The following is an 18,919-nucleotide window of genomic DNA, read 5'->3' as shown; positions in this document are numbered from 1 at the left end:
ACAGAAGCAGGCTCCAGGCCTGCTTCTGCACTACTTATCACTCAAAAAACCCGCTGTATTATTTTGTTGCCACGCCTTTTCCCCTTCTGCCTGGTTTTCCTGCTTTCATCTTCTCCAGTTGTTCAGGCGTAAGCACTGATTTGAATTGTTCTTTCTGTTGTTTGAAAACCGCCTTTACCTGTTCTTTCTTCTGGTCATCGGTCAACGATTTGTCTTCGCGTATGCTTTTGATCTTTGTCTGAACCCCTTCCTGGCTTTCCTTTAATTTTCTTGACTGCTCGTCTGTTAATCCCAGCTGCGTTTTCATTTTGTCAAAACGCTTTGCCTGGCCCTCTTTCATCCTGCCCGCCATTACCTTGCGTTGCGCCGCCAATTGGTTTTTCTGCTCGGGTGTAAGGATCGACTGCATCTTTTCATGTTGCTCCTTGCGCAGTGCGGCAGATTTTGTGCGGAAGTCGCCCACAGACATGCTGGTGTTCTTTTTCAGATCAGCAAACTGTTTGTGGTAGCTTTCATTGAGCTCTTTAACCTGTTTTTTCTGGTCGTCATTCAGGTTCAGGCCGGACATTTGTTTCCTTCCCTGGAGTCCTTTATGATGCGATGTTTTTAGGTCATCTTTTGTTTGGGCCTGTAATGCCGCGGTTGACATTAACAAGGCTGCTGCTGCGATAAAAATTTTCTTCATGGTCTTTTTGTTTTGCTTGAATATAAGACCATGTGATGTTGAGGAGGTTTAAGCAATTGATCAAAACAATTGTTAAAGGTGCGGTCAGTATGAACACGAGGAGGTAGAGCTTTTGCATGGCAGTAATTTTAACAATTACTGAAAAAACTGTGCCTGCCCCAACCCTGGCAGACCGCCTGGGCGCCAGGGGATGGTTATTTGTTCTTATTTGCCAGCTGGCCACAGGCCGCATCAATGTCTTTACCCCTGCTGCGCCTGAGGCGGGCATTTACCTTATTGGCCTCGAGGATACCCATAAAATTCTGGATCGCATCCTCATCCGGTTTGGCGAAGCGGAAAGCATCGATGGGGTTGTATTCAATTATATTAACCAGGTCTGCCGGCACCTGGCGGTAAATACGGGTAAGTTCTTCGGCGTCTTTTTCCGAATCGTTGAGGTTCTTGAAAAGGATGTATTCGAGGGTGATCTCGTTGCCGGTCTGTTTGTAGAAATAGTTGAGCGCTTCTATCAACACCTTGATGTTGTTGTGCTCATTAATCGGCATGATGGTATCCCGCTTCGCATCGTTGGCTGCATGAAGGGAGAGGGCAAGCTTGAAACGCACCTTGTCGTCGCCCAGCATTTTGATCTGTTTGGCAACCCCGGCAGTAGAAACGGTGATCCTTTTCGGGCTCATAAACAACCCATCTTCCGCAGAAATGCGTTCAATGGCCTTGAGTACGTTGTTGTAATTCATCAACGGCTCGCCCATTCCCATGAAAACAATGTTGGTGAGCTTGCGGTCGTATGTTTTTTCGCTTTGCTGGTTGATGAGCACTACCTGGTCGTAGATCTCGTCGTAGGTAAGGTTGCGTTTGCGGTCCATATACCCCGTTGCGCAGAATTTGCAACTCAGGCTGCAACCGATCTGTGAAGAAACGCAGGCGGTTTTCCGTTCGTCGGTCGGGATCAATACACCCTCTATAAAATGGCCGTCGAATGTTTTGAAGCGGCTCTTAACCGTTCCGTCATCGCTGAACTGCGTGGTATCCGTTTTCAGTGCAGGCAAAGAAAAACTGCCGGCCAGCTTGGCGCGGAGGTCTTTGCTGAGGTTGGTCATATCATCAAAACTATGCGCATGTTTCTGCCACAGCCATTCGTGCACCTGTTTTACGCGGAACTTCTTATCACCGATCGATTCAAAATATTCTTCCAGCGCAGGTACACCCAGGTGGCGTATGTTGGGTAAAGGGGTATTCATCCTGCAAAGATACCTTTTTAGTGAGTTTATAAGGGTGAATGGTGAATCATGAATTGTTATTTTTTGCCCGTTCCTGCTCTTCCCGGCCCTTTTCTTCAATTACGGACCGCGATTGACGATTCGCGCCCAAACTCTATCTTGCAGTCCTATTTACTGAAAAGGAACACCAGCCATGAAAACATGTTATGTAATAGACGCAGTACGAACACCCATAGGACGTTACGGGGGAAAATTAAGTTCCATCCGTCCTGACGACCTGCTTGCGCATACCATCACCGCCCTGTTGCAACGGAACGAAGGCATAGATGTTGGCAGGATCGAAGACGTGATAGCCGGCGCTGCCAACCAGGCCGGTGAAGACAACCGCGATGTGGCCCGTATGGCCGCACTCCTCGCGGGCCTGCCCGTTAACGTAGCGGGCAATACGGTAAACCGCCTCTGCGCCAGCGGCCTCCAGGCCGTGATGGATGCCGCCCGCGCCATCATGTGCAACGAAGGGATGCTGTACATCGCCTGCGGGGTTGAGAGCATGACACGCGCCCCCTTTGTTACCGCCAAAAGCGACGGCGCATGGAACCGTAAAATAGAAACCTACGATACCACGATAGGATGGAGATTCACCAATAAAAAACTGGCAGAAATGTACCATCCCTTCAGCATGGGGGAAACGGCGGAAAATGTGGCGCGCGACTGGAACATCAGCCGCGAGGACCAGGATGCTTTCGCCTTTGCATCGCAACAGAAATATTTTGCAGCACTGGAAGCAGGCAAATGGGAAAACGAGATCACGGCGATAGAAATGATCAACGACAGGCTCATCACCTGGTTCAACCAGGATGAACACCCACGCCAGACCTCACCCGAAAAACTGGCAGCGCTGAAGCCGGCATTCGCGAAAGACGGAAGCGTTACCGCCGGCAACTCTTCGGGCATCAACGATGGTGCAGCGGCCATGTTACTGGCGAGTGAAGAAGCGGTGAAATTATTTAACCTGCAGCCAATGGCAAGGATCGTGAGCATGGGCGTTGCAGGGGTGGATCCCGCGATCATGGGTATCGGCCCCGTACCCGCTTCCCAGAAAGCATTGCAACGCGCCGGGCTATCGATTAACGACATCGGCCTTGTAGAACTGAACGAGGCCTTCGCCTCGCAAAGCCTTGCCTGCATGAAAGAACTTGAACTGGATCCCTCCAAAGTGAATGTGAACGGGGGATCGATCGCCATCGGTCATCCACTCGGTTGCAGCGGGGTGCGCATATCCACTACGTTGTTACACGAGATGAACAGGGAGAAAAAGAAATTTGGGTTGGCTACAATGTGTGTGGGCGTAGGACAAGGCGCAGCCATCATTTACGAAGGGTTGTAGCGGCCCCGGGTATTTTAAATGATGATGATTTTTTAAGGCAGACTCAATCTTTCGTATTGCGAATAAGTTTATTTTAGGACAACTAAAAAAAGCACTGATGAAAAAAATGATCTTTCTTTTCTGCATGGCTGTGGGTTGCTGCACGTTTACGCAGGCACAAGACGCGCCGAAAGACAGTACCTTAAAAGAATACATAGGCAAATATTTGTTCCCATCGGGATCGGTGATCGCAGAAACCAATGTTTCACTGGGCGATGATGGTGTGCTCACGAGTTCTTCCTCTGCGGGCGTTTCTGAACTGGTGAAAAGAGAGAAGGATGTTTTTGAAATTCCAAAGTTCCAGGGAACAGCGAAGTTTGTACGAGATGCAAATGGCAAAGTAATGGGAGTGGTGATCGATGCAATGGGCTATCACCTGGAAGGGACCAAATCTGAAAACGGGATGGCTGCAATGTTTTTCCCTGCGAAAGCGTTTGTTGCGGTGCGCGCAAAATAGCGCATGATCATATTTTGAAAAAGGCCGGATCTTTCATCCGGCCTTTTTTTATTGATAGTAGGTTTCATCGAGGTAAAACAGCCCGTCGTCTTTGCGCCAATAATAAAATTTCTTCTTGTAAATGATATAAGTTCCCCTTGCACTCTTCGAAGACATCTCTGCAGGAATGAACAAAACCTTGGGTGGAACCATTTTAAAGCGGTAGATCAGGTTTTTGCGTTGTTCAAGCGAAAATCCTTTGGCGATCTTTTTATAATCAACCTTAAGCGCGATCTCTTCAGGCAGTTTATCGCCCGGTGTGATCACTTTTCCCGCTTCGTCTATCACGATCAACGGCGAATTGAACACAGGCGCCTCCGTGGCGGGCTCAGGCGTAGTTGTAACCGGCGGATTTTCCGCAACAACTACAGGCGAATCTTTTTTTGGCGAAACGGTTGTAACAGGCTCCGGCTTTTTGGTGGGCTTGCTTACGGTCGGGTGTGTTTTTTTACTGCACGAAGCCAGCATTACAAGAGCAGTAACGGAAAACAACACGAGTTTCTTCATATTTTCTTTTGCATATGGATAGAAAAAATTATGCCAGTATTTGTGGTTCTTGTCTTTGTTATGGGCCGGTCGCGGTTGCTCCGGTTCTGTTGTTGCGGCAAAAATTTACTGGAAAGCAAATGCCGCCAGATCCGTTTGCGAAAGCACCGTTTGTTCCCCGGTTTTTTGGTTTTTGACGCGGCAGCTGTTCGTTGCCAGTTCTTCACTACCGATGATAACAACAAACGGGATCTGCTTTTTCTCCGCATACCTGAATTGCTTATCAAACTTTGCATTCTCGTGGAAAAGCTCGCATGCGATGTTGTTGCTTCTCAGTTGTTGCATCAGCGAAAACGCATTCCTGCTTTCTGCCTCGCCAAGGTTGAAAAACAAAACCTGTGTGCCGGTTTGTACTTCTTCCGGAAAGCGTTTCAGTTCTTCCATAACATCGTAGATCCTGTCAACCCCAAAGCTTATGCCCACACCAGGCACGTTGGGCACATCAAACAACCCGGTAAGATCATCGTAACGGCCGCCGCCGCCGATGCTGCCCATCTGCACATTGAGCGCTTTTACTTCGAAGATGATGCCTGTATAGTAATTCAATCCCCTTGCTAACGTAAAGTCGGTTACAAGCTGTGTATTGCCAGCCTGGTAATTAAGTACGTATTCGATCTCTTCGATTCCTTTTAAACCTGTTTCGTTTTCACCGATGAGTTTTTTCAGCGCGGTGATCTTTTCTTCGTTCGACCCCGCTATCGAAAGATATTGTTCGATGGTTGCGATCTGTTCCGGCGAAAGTGCTTTTGCAGCGAGTTCCGTTTTCACTTTTTCAAGGCCTATCTTATCCAGCTTATCGATGGCGATGGTGATATCGATCATTTTCTCCGGCCCGCCGCAGAGCTCTGCCAACGCCGCCAGAATTTTTCTGCTGTTGATGTGTATCGCTACTTCAACTCCTAATTTCCTGAATACCTCGCTGTAAATACCTGCCAGTTCCACTTCGTTCAGCAGCGACCTGCTGCCCACCACATCCGCATCGCACTGGTAAAACTCGCGGTAACGCCCGCGCTGCGGACGGTCGGCGCGCCACACCGGCTGCACCTGGTATCTTTTAAAGGGAAGCGTAAGCTGCCCGTAGTTCATGGCCACGTACCGCGCAAACGGAATGGTAAGATCGTAGCGCAGCGCGCGCTCCGTGATGCCCTTGGCGCTTTTGCCGGAGAGGATTTTCTCGAAATCTTCTCTTACCTGCTGTTGCTTGTCGGCATTATCGAGGCCATTGTTGAGTATCTTGAAAATGAGTTTGTCGCCTTCTTCCCCATACTTCCCCATCAATGTATCCAGGTTTTCCATCGCCGGTGTTTCCAGGGGTTGAAATCCATACAGTTCGAAGACGGAACGGATCGTTTGAAAAATATACATCCGTTTGCGCACCACTGCCGCGCTGAAATCCCTTGTGCCCTGGGGTAAACTTGGTTTTGCCATTTTTTAGCTGTTGCTGGTAATTACTGTTTCCAGATATAAAATAAACACCGGTAGCCAATGGCTAGCGGTTGGTAGCTTCCTTGATGATCTTGTCACACGCCTCACTCAACATCTCCCACACGTGGTGGTAATCCTTCTCCGTTCCGTACCACGGATCGGGAACTTCCTTGCCGGCGCCGGGGTGAAGGGGTTCCAGTACCAGGCTCACCTTATGCTCATCCCAGTTGTCCGCGCCGATGCGTTTTACCTCGGCCAGGTTCTCGAGATCCATCACAAAGATCCGGTCGTATGCCAACAGGTCATCCGCCGTAAACTGCCTGCACCGCTGGCCGCTGATGTCTACCCCGTTGACCAATGCCACTTTCTGCGATAGCTTATGCGGCTGCTCCCCAACATGGTACCCCGCCGTTCCCGCACTGTCGATCTGCCAGTCGAGTCCGGCAGCGGCTGCTTTTTGCCTCAGGATACCTTCCGCCAGCGGACTGCGGCAGATGTTTCCAAGGCATACCATCAGGATCTTCATACGGGCAAAGATAACGCACCCGCCGCATTGTTAAGTGTTTGCAAACCTTTGCCCTCCGTGCTAACATCCATTAGCTTAGAGGCATGAAAATTTATGGAAAGCAGTTTGCGCCGCATCTTATATTAAGAATGGCTGAGAACAATATTAAGTTTTGATAAGAACCGGTGAATAGTCTCAAATTGTCGGCCATAATTGTTGCAGACAAAAAAGATTTTTAACTAAATTGCCCAACCCTGTTAAAAACGAGTAATGGATAACGAGTTCAGAGCACAACAAAAGAAGAGTTATAACGTGATGAGGGTCGCATACGACGTCACCATGGGTATACTCCTGCTTGGAATGGCCGCTATGATGGTATTCGCAGAAAAACTGGGGCTTGAACAATTTACCGCAGCCGACAATACGTTCTTCCGTTATTTTTTCGGGGGATTGTGTTTGTTGTATGGCGGCTTTCGTTTGTACCGTGCCTTTAAGCAACTAGCCAGATGAGTAAAGCTGTTACATACATCGGTGCGATGCTGTTTATGTTCTTTGTTTCTTGTGGCAATGGAGATAAGAAAACCAACCTCGAAACGGTTACGAGCGGCGAGATCAACATCAGTGTTGATGAAAGCTTCAAACCGGTGATCGAAGAGCAGTTAAGCGTTCACCACGCATCGTTCCCGAATACGAAGATCAATGTTTCTTATAAATCGGAAGCAGCCTGTTTCAGGGATTTGCAGTCTGACAGTACGCGCATGATCATCGTAGGCCGTGGGCTTACCGAGAAGGAAGCAAAAGCGTATAACAATAACCTGTCTTACACCCCCCAATACGGGATCCTTGCTTATGATGCGGTAGTGGCATTTGTAAACAAGGAGTCGAAAGACAGTGTATACACAATAGCAGATCTCAGGGATATACTAAGCGGCAAAAACCAAAAGAAGGCAGTAATGGATGGATTGAACGCAACCAGTACGGTGCGTTACCTGAAAGACAGCATCCTGCATGGCGGTGATTTTGGGAAAAATGTGGTAGCGGCAGAAGGCAGCGAGAAAGTGATCGAAACGATCTCCAACAACCCCGATATGATCGGTTTTGTGGGCCTCAGCTGGGTGGGCGATTCATACGATCCCAAACAGGTGGCCTACCAGAAAAAGATCAGGCTGGCGCTTGTAGAATGTGTTAAATGTGAGGAGAAAGGACTGTACGCAAAGGCATCGCAGGCCTCTTTGGCTTTTGGTGAATATCCTTTGGCACGTCCATTGTATTACATCCTGAAAGAAAATGCTCCAACAGGCGTGGGTTCGGGCTTTATGAACTTCATGAGCCTGGAAAGGGGCCAGCTGATCTTCAGGCGGTCGTTCCTGGTACCGGCGAAAATGGGTTTTAATGTGCGCAAGGGGCAGATACGCGAAGAGAAGTAACAAGACAAAGGCAGATTGACAATTATAATAAAAACTGAAAAATGAAGAAGACCGTTTCTCTGATGTTAACAGCAGTATTTGCTGTACAGTTTTTGATGGCCCAGATTCCGGCTGGGATCAAATTTTTGAATTACGACAAGTACAACAGTGCGAAAGAAGCTTTTCAGAAGGCTTATGATGCCAATCCGAAGGATCCGCAGGCGATATATTGGTTAGGACAGGGACTGCTTGCAGCAGACAACTCAGATCCTTCCAAAGAGCAGATCGCGGCAGCGGAAGCGTTGTATAAAAAAGGGCTGAACGAAGTGGGAAGCGATCCATGGCTGCTCGTAGGAATGGGCCATGTGGAGATCCTGCAAAAGGGCGACCTGAATTCTGCCAAACAAAAATTTGAGCAGGCGATCACAGCGTCAACCGAAACAAAAGGTAAAAACAAAGGCAAGCCAAATGCAGACATCCTGAACGCGATCGGCCGCGCCAACGCTTATGTAAGCGGTAATCTCGGCGATCACGCTTACGCGATCGACAAGCTGAAACAAGCTGCTGCCATCGATCTGACCAACCCGGATATCTACATCAACATGGGTATTAACTACCTGAAAATGGGTGGAGAAAATGGTGGTGAAGCCGTAAAAGCCTACCAGGAAGCGATCCGCATCGATCCGAAAAACGCAAGGGCATATTACAGGATGGGTAAGATCTACCAGAGCCAGAACAACAAGGAATTGTACGATCAATATTTCCAGGGCGCCATCACCGCGGACCCAACCTTCCCTCCTGTGTACTACGCTTATTATGACCTCTTCAAAAACAAGGATGTGAACGAGGCAAAAAGTTACCTGGATAAATACATCGCCAATGCAGACAAGGACCCGATGAACGACCTGTTCCAGGCGAACTACCTGTTCCTGTCTGGTAAATATGCAGAGTCATTGGCCCTCGCAAAACAACTCGAAGCAAGCGGCGGCGCAAAAGGAATGCCTAAACTGGATGTGTTGTATGCATACAACTACGACAGGCTCGGTGATTCCATCCAGGCCAAATCTTACCTCACCAAATACTTTGCAAATGCAAAGCTGGAGACCATCATTCCTGCAGATTACGAGCTTGCGGTGAAAGTATTCTCTAAATTTCCAGGATCAGAAGACGAGGCGATCGGTTACATCAACAAGGCCATTGCCAACGATACATCCAAAGCAAACAAGATCCAGTATATGGCGCAGGCGGCCGACCTGTATGGCAAAGCGAAGAAATTTCCACAGCAGATGGAATGGACCAATAAAATGGTGGCCCTGCGCGGAACGCCGCTGTCGGAGTACGAGTTCTTCAACCTGACAAACGCGGCGCTTACTGCTAAGGACTACCCGTCAACCATTGATCTCGCCAAGAAATACATGGCTGCTTTCCCGGATAAACAACAACCTTATTCGTTCTTTAAAAAGGCGGCAGCAGCTTCAGACCCGGATACCACAACCGGGTTGAGGGTTGAATACTACAATTACCTTGACTCAGTGTACACCGTTGTAGACAAGGAAAAGTATAAAAAAGAGATTTTTGTAAACCAGTACTATATCCTCAATTTCTATCTCAAAAAGATGATCGCATTGAAGAACAGTCCTGATTTCAAGATCACAACTGCCGGTACTAAAACACCAACGGTAGACGAATACATCGCGGTGGCCAAGCAGGCGGTGGCGGTAACGGACAGCATGCTTGCATCTTATCCGAACCCGGGCGATGAGAACAAGTTTGCGATGGATACAAAGGCGGATATCCAGAAAAGGATCGATTACTACAGCAATCCACCTGCGGCAGCGCCTAAGAAAACAACAGGCGGCGGAGCTGCCGGCGCCGGCGGAAAAGGGTAGTTGACCAGGAAATCAACGAAAACACGAAACAAGTTTTTGTAATAAGTAGGGGGTAAGAACAGAAGGGAGACGATCCCGGGTTCTTACCCCTTTTTTTGTAAAAACAATCTTGTTCCCAGTGTCTTGCACCTTGGTTTCTTCGTAATAGTATCTTGTTCCTTATCTCGTAATCCTGTATTTTTGCGGCACAATAATTTTTTCAGATGAGCTGGCTTACTTTGTTATCAGATGCGAGTGCGGTAAATTCTTCAGCCAATTATTTCCCGATCGCGGTACAATTGATCTTTGCCGCGGGTTTTGTGGCCACGATGATCGGCGTTTCGGCCTGGATGGGCCCCAAAAGAAAAACCACAGATAAGCTCGAGAACTTCGCCAGCGGTATCGAAACCCACGGAAATGCGCGCCAGCCGATGGCCATCAAGTATTTCCTCGTGGCAATCCTTTTTGTTTTGTTTGATGTTGAAGTGATCTTCTTCTACCCATATGCCGTTAATTTCCGCGAACTGGGTTGGGAAGGGTTCACTGCCGTATTGATGTTTGTTGGATTTTTCCTCTGTGGATTCATCTACATCATCAAGAAAGGCGCACTTAAGTGGGAAGACTAGTAATCAATTAATAATTAACAATGAAGAATTGATAATCAGAGAACAGTGCAGCAAGAAAAGTTGTTATCAATTTCAAATTACTAATTACTAATTACTAATTAAAAAGATATGGCACGTCCGGTACGTTTTAATATTCACCCCAGGGAGCAGAAGATCGAAGATGCAGTAGCATCCATCGAGGCGCCGGAAGGGTATGCAGGGGAAGGGTTCTTTACCACGCAACTAAGCAGCGTAGTAGGCCTGGCGCGTAAGAATTCGCTCTGGCCGCTGCCTTTCGCAACTTCGTGCTGCGGTATCGAATTCATGGCAACCATGGGCTCGCATTACGATCTTTCAAGGTTCGGTTCCGAACGCGTGGGCTTTTCGCCCCGCCAGTGCGACCTGCTGATGGTAATGGGAACGATCGCCAAAAAAATGGGCCCCGTTCTCCGCCAGGTTTACCTGCAGATGGCAGAACCCCGCTGGGTAATCGCCGTTGGCGCCTGCGCATCAAGCGGGGGAATTTTTGATACCTACAGCGTGTTGCAGGGGATAGACCAGATCATACCCGTAGACGTGTACGTGCCCGGTTGCCCGCCAAGACCGGAGGCAATTCTCGATGGGTTTATGAAAGTGCAGGAGCTTGTGGGCCAGGAAAGCATCCGCAGGAGAAACAGCGAACAATACAAGGCATTGATGAACGGGTACGGGATCCAGTAAGGGCCGGGTCGTGAACGGCCGGGTTTGTATTCAATTAAAAAAATTAAAACTCCTTTCCGGGAGTACGGGGTCATGACGAACGAAACAATTCAACAGCGCTTAACAGAGAAATTTGGAGAAGGCTTTTTCAGGTTTGAAGAGGCGTATGGCATGCTGAACATCGAAGCGGCCAAAGAGAACAACCTCAAGGTGCTGCAGTTCCTGTTTGATGATGAAATGCTGCAGTTCCGTTTTCTAACCGATCTGTGCGCCGTTCATTATCCCGATAACGCGGGCCGTGAGCTGGCCGTGGTTTATCACCTGCATAACCTCACGGAAAATGTGCGCATCCGTTTCAAAGTATTTACAGGCATCAACGAACCCGATATTTTTACGGCCACCCAATTGTTTTCAGCAGCCAACTGGATGGAACGCGAAACCTATGATTTCTACGGGATCAATTTTGTTGGCCATCCCAACCTGAAAAGGATCCTGAACGTAGACGAAATGGATTACTTCCCGATGAGAAAGGAGTTTCCATTGGAAGACCAGACAAGAAGGGATAAGGACGACGAGATGTTTGGAAGGGGGTAGTACCTGTTGACCAGAAAAATACCGCTATGAATCTTTTCTATTGGATCGAAGAAAACAAGCTGAAATGGACCGCCGCCACAATCGTTGCAGGCGTTTTGCTGCATGTTTTCGGCAACGATTTCTGGAGCAGTTTCGGGTGCGGAACATGGATCACTACCGGGCTTCTGTTTGCTGTGGAATCATTCAAAAAACAAAAAGTAAGTAAGACTAAAATATAATGTCAGTATACGAACATCCTCATATCAAACTGCCCGAGGGCTCGATCGAGAAGCAAACAACCACGCTTAATGTGGGGCCAACGCACCCTGCAACGCATGGTGTGTTCCAGAACATCATGGAGCTGGATGGCGAGCGTATCGTGTCTACTGAATCTACCGTAGGCTATATCCACCGCGCGTTTGAAAAGATAGCGGAGCGCAGGCCACTGTACCAGATCACGCCGCTCACAGACCGGCTTAACTATTGCAGCAGCCCGATCAACAACATGGGCTGGCACCTTACCTGCGAGAAATTACTCGGTGTAAAAACGCCCAAACGTGTGGATTATCTCCGTGTGATCATCATGGAGCTTGCGCGTATTTCCGATCACCTTATCTGCAATTCCATTGTAGGTGTGGATACGGGTGCCTACACCGGCTTCCTGTATGTAATGCAGTACCGCGAATTGATCTATGAAATATATGAAGAAGTATGTGGCTCCCGCCTTACTACTAATATTGGGCGTATTGGCGGTTTTGAAAGGAATTTCACAAATACAGCGTTTACGAAACTCGAGAAATTCTTAAAGGAATACCCGGGTGTGCTGAAAGAATTCGAGAACCTTTTCTCGCGCAACCGCATCTTTATGGAGCGCACCATCGGCACCGGCGGCATCAGCGCAGAACGTGCATTGAACTATGGGTTTACGGGCCCCAACCTGCGCGCGGCAGGTGTTGATTACGACGTGCGCGTTCATACCCCTTACAGCAGTTACGAAGATTTTGATTTTACCATACCGGTAGGAACGGCGGGCGATAACTACGATCGTTTCCTCGTGCGCAACGAAGAGATGTGGCAGAGCCTCAACATCATCCAGCAGGCCTACCAGAAAATACAGGAATTCAAAGGGGAAGAAGCAGAAGTGTACCATGCCGATGTTCCGGAATATTACCTGCCGGAGAAAAAAGACGTGTACACCAAAATGGAAGCACTCATCTGGCACTTCAAAATAGTGATGGGCGAGGTGGATATGCCTAAAGGCGAAGTGTACCAGTCGGTAGAAGGCGGCAACGGCGAAGTAGGTTACTACCTCATCAGCGATGGCGGCAGGGCGCCTTTCCGCCTGCACTTCAGAAGACCCTGTTTCATTTATTACCAGGCATACCCGGAACTGGTAACAGGGGGTATGTTAAGCGATGCGATCGTAACGATGAGCAGCCTGAACCTGATCGCAGGAGAAATGGATGGGTAAAAGCTTTTAGCCGATGGCCATGCGGCCATTGGTGACCGGTACTCTCATGCAACAAAAAAGCCGGCAGCGGACCGCCGGCAGATAAAAGAACACTATGATACAATTTTCGGAAGAAAAACTCGCCAAGGTAAAAGAGATCATTGCACGTTATCCCGAAGGGAAACAGAAAAGTGCGTTGCTCCCCGTATTGCACGTGGCGCAGGATACATTTGGTGGCTGGCTCAGTACCGAAACGATGGATTATGTGGCATCCCTGCTGCAGATCACCCCGATTGAAGTATACGAGGTAGCAACGTTCTACAGCATGTACAACCTCAAACCGGTTGGCAAATACATGTTCGAAGTTTGCCAGACAGGCCCATGCATGATCAATGGAAGCGATAACATCGTTGCCTACATCACCGACAAACTGGGCATCAAACCGGGTGAAACAACCGCAGACGGCATGTTCACCCTTAAAACCGTAGAATGCCTTGGCGCATGTGGGTACGCACCCATGATGCAGCTCGGCAAAACTTACCGCGAACACCTGACGAAGGAGAAAGTGGACGCGATCATCGACGAATGCAGGAAAAACGCAGCAACAAATAATTAGCCCGAAGCTTTACAGCGTAACTATGAGTAAAAAATTATTACTAGAAAAAGCCCACATCGAAGGCATCCGTTTCTACGATGTATACCGCCGCGAAGGCGGGTACCGCAGCGTGGAAAAAGCGCTGAAGGAAATGGGGCCCGAAGCCATCGTTGAAGAAGTGAAGAAGAGCGGCCTGCGCGGCCGTGGCGGCGCGGGTTTTCCGGCAGGTATGAAATGGAGCTTCATCGCAAAACCCGAAGGCGTGCCCCGTCACCTGGTATGCAACGCCGATGAAAGCGAACCCGGCACCTTCAAAGACCGCTACCTCATGGAATTTTTGCCGCACCTGCTGATCGAAGGACTGATCGTTTCTTCTTTCGCACTCGGCAGCAATGCAACCTATATTTATATCCGCGGCGAATATGCCTGGATCGTTGATATCCTCGAACACGCCATTGAAGAAGCACGCGCAAATGGGTTCCTGGGAAAAAATATTTTAGGTACCGGGTTCGACTGCGAGATCTATGTACACCGCGGCGCCGGCGCGTATATCTGCGGAGAAGAAACCGCACTCATCGAATCGCTCGAAGGCAAACGCGGTAACCCCCGCATCAAACCTCCGTTCCCGGCGGTACAGGGTGCATGGCTCCGCCCCACAGTGGTGAATAATGTAGAAACACTGGCCGCAGTGGTTCCCATCATCAACATGGGCGGCGAAGAATATGCAAAGATCGGTGTGGGAAAATCTACCGGCACAAAACTCATTTCCGCCTGCGGTAACATCAACAAACCCGGCGTTTACGAGATAGACATGACGATCTCTGTTGAAGAATTCATTTACAGCGACGAATATTGCGGTGGCATCCCCAACGGAAAGCGTTTGAAAGCATGCATTCCCGGCGGATCATCCGTACCCATTCTTCCCGCCAACTTATTATTGAGGACCGCCAAAGGCGAAACACGCCTGATGAACTACGAAAGCCTCAGCGACGGCGGTTTTGCAACGGGATCGATGATGGGCTCCGGAGGGTTTATCGTGTTGGACGAAGACCAGTGTATTGTAAAAAATACCTACACGCTTGCACGCTTCTACCGCCACGAAAGCTGCGGGCAATGCTCACCCTGCCGCGAAGGAACAGGATGGATGGAGAAATTGTTGCTGCGCCTCGAGAACGGTGCTGGCAAACTGAGCGATATCGACCTGCTTTGGGATATCCAGAGAAAGATCGAGGGAAATACGATCTGTCCGCTGGGCGATGCCGCAGCATGGCCCGTGGCAGCAGCGATACGCCATTTCAGGGATGAATTTGAATGGCATGTATTGCATCCCGACGAAGCGGTGAAAAGAAATTATGGACTGGCGCATTATGCAGACCCGATCCATGTTCCGGTAGCAGGGTAAGAAAATTTTTGACTTTTTGAATTTTGGCATATGTCAGAAACACCGATGTTTAAGGTTACGATAGACAACATTACGGTAGAAGTACCTGCCGGTACCACTATACTCAATGCCGCCAGGATGATCGGCGGAGAAGTGGCGCCACCTGCTATGTGCTACTACAGTAAACTGGAAGGAAGCGGCGGTAAATGCCGCACCTGTTTGGTGGAAGTAAGCAAAGGCTCCGAAAAAGACCCGCGCCCCATGCCCAAACTCGTGGCATCATGCCGCACCACGGTTATGGACGGGATGGAAGTGAAAAACATCACCAGTCCCAAAGTACTCGATGCGCGCGCCGGTGTTGTCGAATTCCTGTTGCTCAACCACCCGCTCGATTGCCCGGTGTGCGACCAGGCAGGGGAGTGCCACCTGCAGGACCTCAGCTACGATCACGGTAAAGAAGGTACACGATACGAGTTCCAGCGCCGCACATTCAAGAAACACGACATCGGTCCTTACATACAACTGCACATGACGCGTTGCATTCTCTGCTACCGTTGCGTGTACACCGCAGACCAGCTTACAGCGAAGAGGGAACATGGTGTGCTGGACAGGGGCGACCATTCAGAGATCGCAACATTGATAGAAAAGAGTCTCGAAAATGATTTCATCGGTAATGTGATCGATGTTTGCCCGGTGGGTGCGCTCACAGACAAAACCTTCCGCTTCAAAAACCGCGTATGGTTCCTGAAGCCGATGGATGCACACCGCGATTGCCCAACCTGCAGTGGCAAGGTAACGTTATGGAACCGTGGCGATGAAGTGTTCCGCGTAACCGCGCGCAAAGACCAGTGGGGAGAGGTGGAAAGCCTGGAAGATGGCAAGCCCGCCTGGATCTGCAACACCTGCCGCTTCGATAAAAAGAAATCCAGCGATTGGGTAATTGAAGGCCCGAGGGCCATCAGCCGCCAGTCGGTGATCTCCGCCAATCATTACGCCGGGAAAGTAGGATCGGTAAAACCGACCGAAATATTCGAAGCGGTTCACGATGGAAGACACCCGAAGATCATGATGGACATCCACGCGGCCAGCGAGGTGAACAAACCCGGGATAGAATTGAGCCTGATCAACGGGCCGGCGCACTCGACGGATTTTACCGGGGAAGAATAAGGATCTGATGTTTCGAAACGAGGGATACAACATTTAGGATACAGCAGCAAGCGCTGATCCGGATGATAAAAAGTTTTAAAAGAAATTGAATAAATGACACTACTCACCATCGACTGGATTCTGTTAATAGAAAAGCTCGTACTCATCGCCATCATCGTGTTTGCGAGCCTGGGCATCGCTTTGTACACCACTTTTGCGGAGCGTAAGGTGGCTGCCGTATTGCAGGACAGGCCGGGCCCCAACCGCGCCGGCCCGTTTGGTTTGCTGCAGCCGTTCGCGGATGGGTTGAAGCTGATCATGAAAGAAGAGATCATTCCCAATACTTCCAATAAATTTTTGTTCATTCTCGGGCCGGGATTGGCGATGACCGCAGCTTTGATGACCTGTGCCGTTATTCCATGGAGCACACATGTAGAAATGTTCGACCGGCAGATAGACCTCCAGATCGCAGACATCAACATCGGCATCCTGTATGTTTTTGGCGTGGTGAGCATGGGTGTGTATGGCATAATGATCGGTGGATGGGCATCCAACAATAAATTCTCGCTCATGGCCGCACTGCGCGGCGCATCGCAGGCCATCAGTTATGAGCTGGCAATGGGGTTATCACTCATCGCAGTACTGATGATCTCGGGTTCGCTCAGCCTGCGCACCATTGTAGAGCAACAGGTAAGCGGGCCGGTATGGAACATCGTTTACCAGCCACTGGGCTTCCTGATATTCTTTATCTGCGCCATGGCGGAATGTAACCGTACCCCGTTCGACCTGCCGGAAGCAGAGAACGAACTGAACTTCGGTTACCACCAGGAATATTCATCCATGAAACTCGGTTTTTACCTTTTTGCAGAATACGTGAACATGATCATGAGCAGCGCCGTAATGGCCTGCCTGTTCTTCGGCGGGTACGATATTCCGTTCCTCGACGAAAGCACGCTGGCGCCAAACCTCGCCGCAGTATTGGGCGTATTGGCGTTGCTGACCAAGATCGTGATCTTTATTTTCATATTCATGTGGATCCGCTGGACCATCCCGCGTTTCCGCTACGACCAGTTGATGAACCTGGGATGGAAAACACTCATCCCGCTGGCACTGGTGAACATGCTGGCAACAGGTGGCGCGATATTGTATTTCCAGGGCAGGTGATTTGTGAATCGTGAAAGAAGGTCCGGGCAACACGCAGGACGGACGGAAAAAGTTGGTATCAATACACTATAAAAATATTTTTGCCGCTGCAAGCGGCAGGGAGAAACCAAATATGCAGGCATTAACTAAAAGAGCAAGAACGGTAAACAAGAAGCCCATGACCCTCATGGAGCGCTTGTATCTGCCCTCGATCGCGAAAGGTATGGCCATTACGTTCAGCCATATTTTCAAAAAACAGCCAACGATCCGTTATCCCGAACAGAAGCGCCCGTTCAGCCCCGTGTTCCGCGGCCTGCACGTGCTGAACCGTGATGCGGAAGGACGCGAGAACTGCACCGCCTGCGGGTTGTGCGCGGTTGCATGTCCTGCTGAAGCCATTACCATGGAAGCCGCAGAACGTTTACCCGGCGAAGAGAACAAGTACCGTGAAGAGAAATACGCGGCCAAATACGAGATCAACATGCTGCGTTGTATTTTTTGTGGTTTGTGCGAAGAAGCCTGCCCGAAAGACGCGATCTACTTAAGTGAAACCTTTACGCCTGCGAGCTTTACGCGTGAGAGTTTTATTTATGGAAAGAAGGACCTCCTGATCCCCGATCCAAACACCGATCCGGAAGGATATGAGAAGGCAAGGGGAGAAAGGCAACCAACAACAGCAAATCCAAATTAACAATTAGTAATCAGCGATTAATAATTGAACCGGTTATTGATTCTGATTACCAGTTACTAATTAAAATTATGAGTACAACTGAATTAATATTCTTCATCCTTTCTGCGGTTGCTGTGTTCAGTGCTGTCATGGTATTGGTTAGCAAGAACCCGGTGCACAGTGTGTTGTGGCTGATCGCGGTTTTCTTTACCATCACGGGGCACTATATATTGCTGAACGCGCAGTTCCTCGCCATCGTAAACCTGATCGTTTATGCAGGAGCCATCATGGTATTGTTCCTTTTTGTGATCATGTTGATGAACCTCAACTCCACCACCGAACCGCAAAAACATGTGTGGATGAAACTGGCCGGCGTGATCTCCGGCGGGTGTTTGCTCATCATGCTCGTATCGCTCACGCGCCAGGCCGTTGAAATGGGCGGAAGAACCGCTATGATGGGCGGCGGCGATATCGGCCTCATCAAAAACCTGGGTAAGGTATTGTTCAGCGAATACGTGGTTCCTTTCGAAATAAGCAGTGTTCTCTTTTTGAGCGCGATGGTAGGAGCCGTAGTGATCGGGAAAAAATAAAAGCAACGGCGCCGGGCGCTCACGCGTAAGGCAGCCGGAAACAAAGAATATAAAAATAAAAAAAGCGTTGCGCACCAGCGTTCCGCACCAAGCGAATAAAATGCCAATACAATATTACATCTATCTCTGCCTCACGCTCTTCTGCATCGGTATCGTAGGCGTGCTCACGCGCCGCAATGCGATCATCGTGTTCATGTGCATTGAACTGATGCTGAATGCAGTCAACCTCCTGCTTGTTGCCTTTTCAAAAATGCACCACGCTGTACAGGTAGCGGCAGATGCGAAGAATGTAAGCGCGGGTACAGACGGGCAGCTGTTCGTATTCTTCATCATGGTAGTGGCAGCGGCAGAAGTGAGCGTAGGACTGGCGATCATTGTAATGATGTACCGGAACACACATTCCGTAGATATCAATTTCCTGAACCGGTTGAAGAACTAGCAGCCGCGTAAAAAATAAAATAGTAACGCTGAACGGCAATCGTTCAGCAGG

The 18,919-nt window shown here is 49.3% G+C and carries 22 protein-coding genes; 17 read left to right on the top strand and 5 right to left on the bottom strand.

What is annotated here, in order from left to right; all coding sequences use genetic code 11:
* Positions 1-58: 58 nt before the first annotated feature.
* The gene (locus tag GWC95_RS17305) at positions 59-685 is read right to left on the bottom strand and encodes a hypothetical protein (RefSeq protein WP_161819963.1); all 627 of its coding nucleotides are present in this window, start codon (positions 683-685) and stop codon (positions 59-61) included.
* Positions 686-879: 194 nt separating this feature from the next.
* Positions 880-1,926 (bottom strand): 23S rRNA (adenine(2503)-C(2))-methyltransferase RlmN, encoded by a 1,047-nt coding sequence (gene rlmN / locus GWC95_RS17300; protein ID WP_161819962.1) that lies wholly within the window; start codon positions 1,924-1,926, stop codon positions 880-882.
* 172 nt (positions 1,927-2,098) lie between these two features.
* Between rlmN and GWC95_RS17295 the strand changes: the two genes are divergently transcribed.
* Together GWC95_RS17295 and GWC95_RS17290 are read left to right on the top strand one after the other, a co-directional pair.
* The gene (locus GWC95_RS17295; protein WP_161819961.1) at positions 2,099-3,292 is read left to right on the top strand and encodes a thiolase family protein; all 1,194 of its coding nucleotides are present in this window, start codon (positions 2,099-2,101) and stop codon (positions 3,290-3,292) included.
* A 97-nt stretch (positions 3,293-3,389) separates the two neighbouring features.
* Positions 3,390-3,788, top strand: a complete 399-nt coding sequence (locus tag GWC95_RS17290) for a hypothetical protein (protein ID WP_161819960.1) — start codon at positions 3,390-3,392, stop codon at positions 3,786-3,788.
* Between the two features lie 48 nt (positions 3,789-3,836).
* Here GWC95_RS17290 and GWC95_RS17285 read toward each other — a convergent pair whose 3' ends face one another.
* From GWC95_RS17285 to GWC95_RS17275, 3 genes are all read right to left on the bottom strand, one after another.
* Complete coding sequence (locus GWC95_RS17285; protein ID WP_161819959.1) at positions 3,837-4,334, bottom strand: hypothetical protein; 498 nt, start codon at positions 4,332-4,334, stop codon at positions 3,837-3,839.
* 105 nt (positions 4,335-4,439) lie between these two features.
* Positions 4,440-5,801, bottom strand: a complete 1,362-nt coding sequence (gene hisS / locus GWC95_RS17280) for a histidine--tRNA ligase (RefSeq protein ID WP_161819958.1) — start codon at positions 5,799-5,801, stop codon at positions 4,440-4,442.
* Between the two features lie 61 nt (positions 5,802-5,862).
* Complete coding sequence (locus tag GWC95_RS17275) at positions 5,863-6,324, bottom strand: low molecular weight protein-tyrosine-phosphatase (RefSeq protein ID WP_237722193.1); 462 nt, start codon at positions 6,322-6,324, stop codon at positions 5,863-5,865.
* Between the two features lie 249 nt (positions 6,325-6,573).
* On the opposite strand from GWC95_RS17275, the gene GWC95_RS17270 reads away from it, so the two are divergent.
* The 15 genes from GWC95_RS17270 (at position 6,574) to nuoK (ending at position 18,868) form a co-directional block, all read left to right on the top strand.
* Positions 6,574-6,813: a hypothetical protein gene (locus GWC95_RS17270; RefSeq protein ID WP_161819957.1), complete on the top strand. Its 240-nt coding sequence runs from the start codon at positions 6,574-6,576 to the stop codon at positions 6,811-6,813.
* Positions 6,810-7,730: a PstS family phosphate ABC transporter substrate-binding protein gene (locus tag GWC95_RS17265; RefSeq protein WP_161819956.1), complete on the top strand. Its 921-nt coding sequence runs from the start codon at positions 6,810-6,812 to the stop codon at positions 7,728-7,730. The genes GWC95_RS17270 and GWC95_RS17265 overlap by 4 nt, the downstream gene beginning before the upstream one ends.
* Before the next feature lie 41 nt (positions 7,731-7,771).
* Entirely contained in the window at positions 7,772-9,598 is a 1,827-nt protein-coding gene (locus GWC95_RS17260; protein WP_161819955.1) for a tetratricopeptide repeat protein, read from the top strand.
* Positions 9,599-9,801: 203 nt separating this feature from the next.
* The gene (locus tag GWC95_RS17255; protein WP_161819954.1) at positions 9,802-10,203 is read left to right on the top strand and encodes an NADH-quinone oxidoreductase subunit A; all 402 of its coding nucleotides are present in this window, start codon (positions 9,802-9,804) and stop codon (positions 10,201-10,203) included.
* 108 nt (positions 10,204-10,311) lie between these two features.
* Positions 10,312-10,902 (top strand): NADH-quinone oxidoreductase subunit B, encoded by a 591-nt coding sequence (locus GWC95_RS17250; protein WP_161819953.1) that lies wholly within the window; start codon positions 10,312-10,314, stop codon positions 10,900-10,902.
* A gap of 72 nt (positions 10,903-10,974) precedes the next feature.
* Complete coding sequence (locus tag GWC95_RS17245; RefSeq protein ID WP_161819952.1) at positions 10,975-11,475, top strand: NADH-quinone oxidoreductase subunit C; 501 nt, start codon at positions 10,975-10,977, stop codon at positions 11,473-11,475.
* Between the two features lie 26 nt (positions 11,476-11,501).
* Complete coding sequence (locus GWC95_RS17240) at positions 11,502-11,693, top strand: hypothetical protein (RefSeq protein WP_161819951.1); 192 nt, start codon at positions 11,502-11,504, stop codon at positions 11,691-11,693.
* Positions 11,693-12,925: an NADH-quinone oxidoreductase subunit D gene (locus tag GWC95_RS17235; protein WP_161819950.1), complete on the top strand. Its 1,233-nt coding sequence runs from the start codon at positions 11,693-11,695 to the stop codon at positions 12,923-12,925. Before GWC95_RS17240 ends, GWC95_RS17235 begins: the two co-directional genes overlap by 1 nt.
* Positions 12,926-13,019: 94 nt before the next feature.
* Complete coding sequence (locus tag GWC95_RS17230) at positions 13,020-13,520, top strand: NADH-quinone oxidoreductase subunit NuoE family protein (RefSeq protein WP_161819949.1); 501 nt, start codon at positions 13,020-13,022, stop codon at positions 13,518-13,520.
* 22 nt (positions 13,521-13,542) lie between these two features.
* On the top strand, positions 13,543-14,901 hold the full coding sequence (gene nuoF / locus GWC95_RS17225) for an NADH-quinone oxidoreductase subunit NuoF (RefSeq protein ID WP_161819948.1): 1,359 nt from the start codon (positions 13,543-13,545) through the stop codon (positions 14,899-14,901).
* Positions 14,902-14,931: 30 nt separating this feature from the next.
* Positions 14,932-16,047 carry a 2Fe-2S iron-sulfur cluster-binding protein gene (locus GWC95_RS17220; RefSeq protein WP_161819947.1) on the top strand — a complete coding sequence of 372 codons (1,116 nt, stop codon included), beginning with the start codon at positions 14,932-14,934 and terminating at the stop codon, positions 16,045-16,047.
* A 93-nt stretch (positions 16,048-16,140) separates the two neighbouring features.
* On the top strand, positions 16,141-17,190 hold the full coding sequence (nuoH, locus tag GWC95_RS17215; RefSeq protein WP_161819946.1) for an NADH-quinone oxidoreductase subunit NuoH: 1,050 nt from the start codon (positions 16,141-16,143) through the stop codon (positions 17,188-17,190).
* Between the two features lie 112 nt (positions 17,191-17,302).
* Positions 17,303-17,860, top strand: a complete 558-nt coding sequence (nuoI, locus tag GWC95_RS17210) for an NADH-quinone oxidoreductase subunit NuoI (RefSeq protein ID WP_161819945.1) — start codon at positions 17,303-17,305, stop codon at positions 17,858-17,860.
* Positions 17,861-17,928: 68 nt separating this feature from the next.
* Positions 17,929-18,429 carry an NADH-quinone oxidoreductase subunit J family protein gene (locus tag GWC95_RS17205; RefSeq protein ID WP_161819944.1) on the top strand — a complete coding sequence of 167 codons (501 nt, stop codon included), beginning with the start codon at positions 17,929-17,931 and terminating at the stop codon, positions 18,427-18,429.
* 100 nt (positions 18,430-18,529) lie between these two features.
* On the top strand, positions 18,530-18,868 hold the full coding sequence (nuoK, locus tag GWC95_RS17200; RefSeq protein ID WP_161819943.1) for an NADH-quinone oxidoreductase subunit NuoK: 339 nt from the start codon (positions 18,530-18,532) through the stop codon (positions 18,866-18,868).
* Positions 18,869-18,919: the final 51 nt, after the last annotated feature.

The organism is Sediminibacterium roseum (assembly GCF_009939005.1).
Taxonomy (GTDB): Bacteria; Bacteroidota; Bacteroidia; order Chitinophagales; family Chitinophagaceae; genus Sediminibacterium; species Sediminibacterium roseum.
Note: the sequence above shows the minus strand (reverse complement) of the source record. Positions and strands in the feature narration are given on the sequence as shown.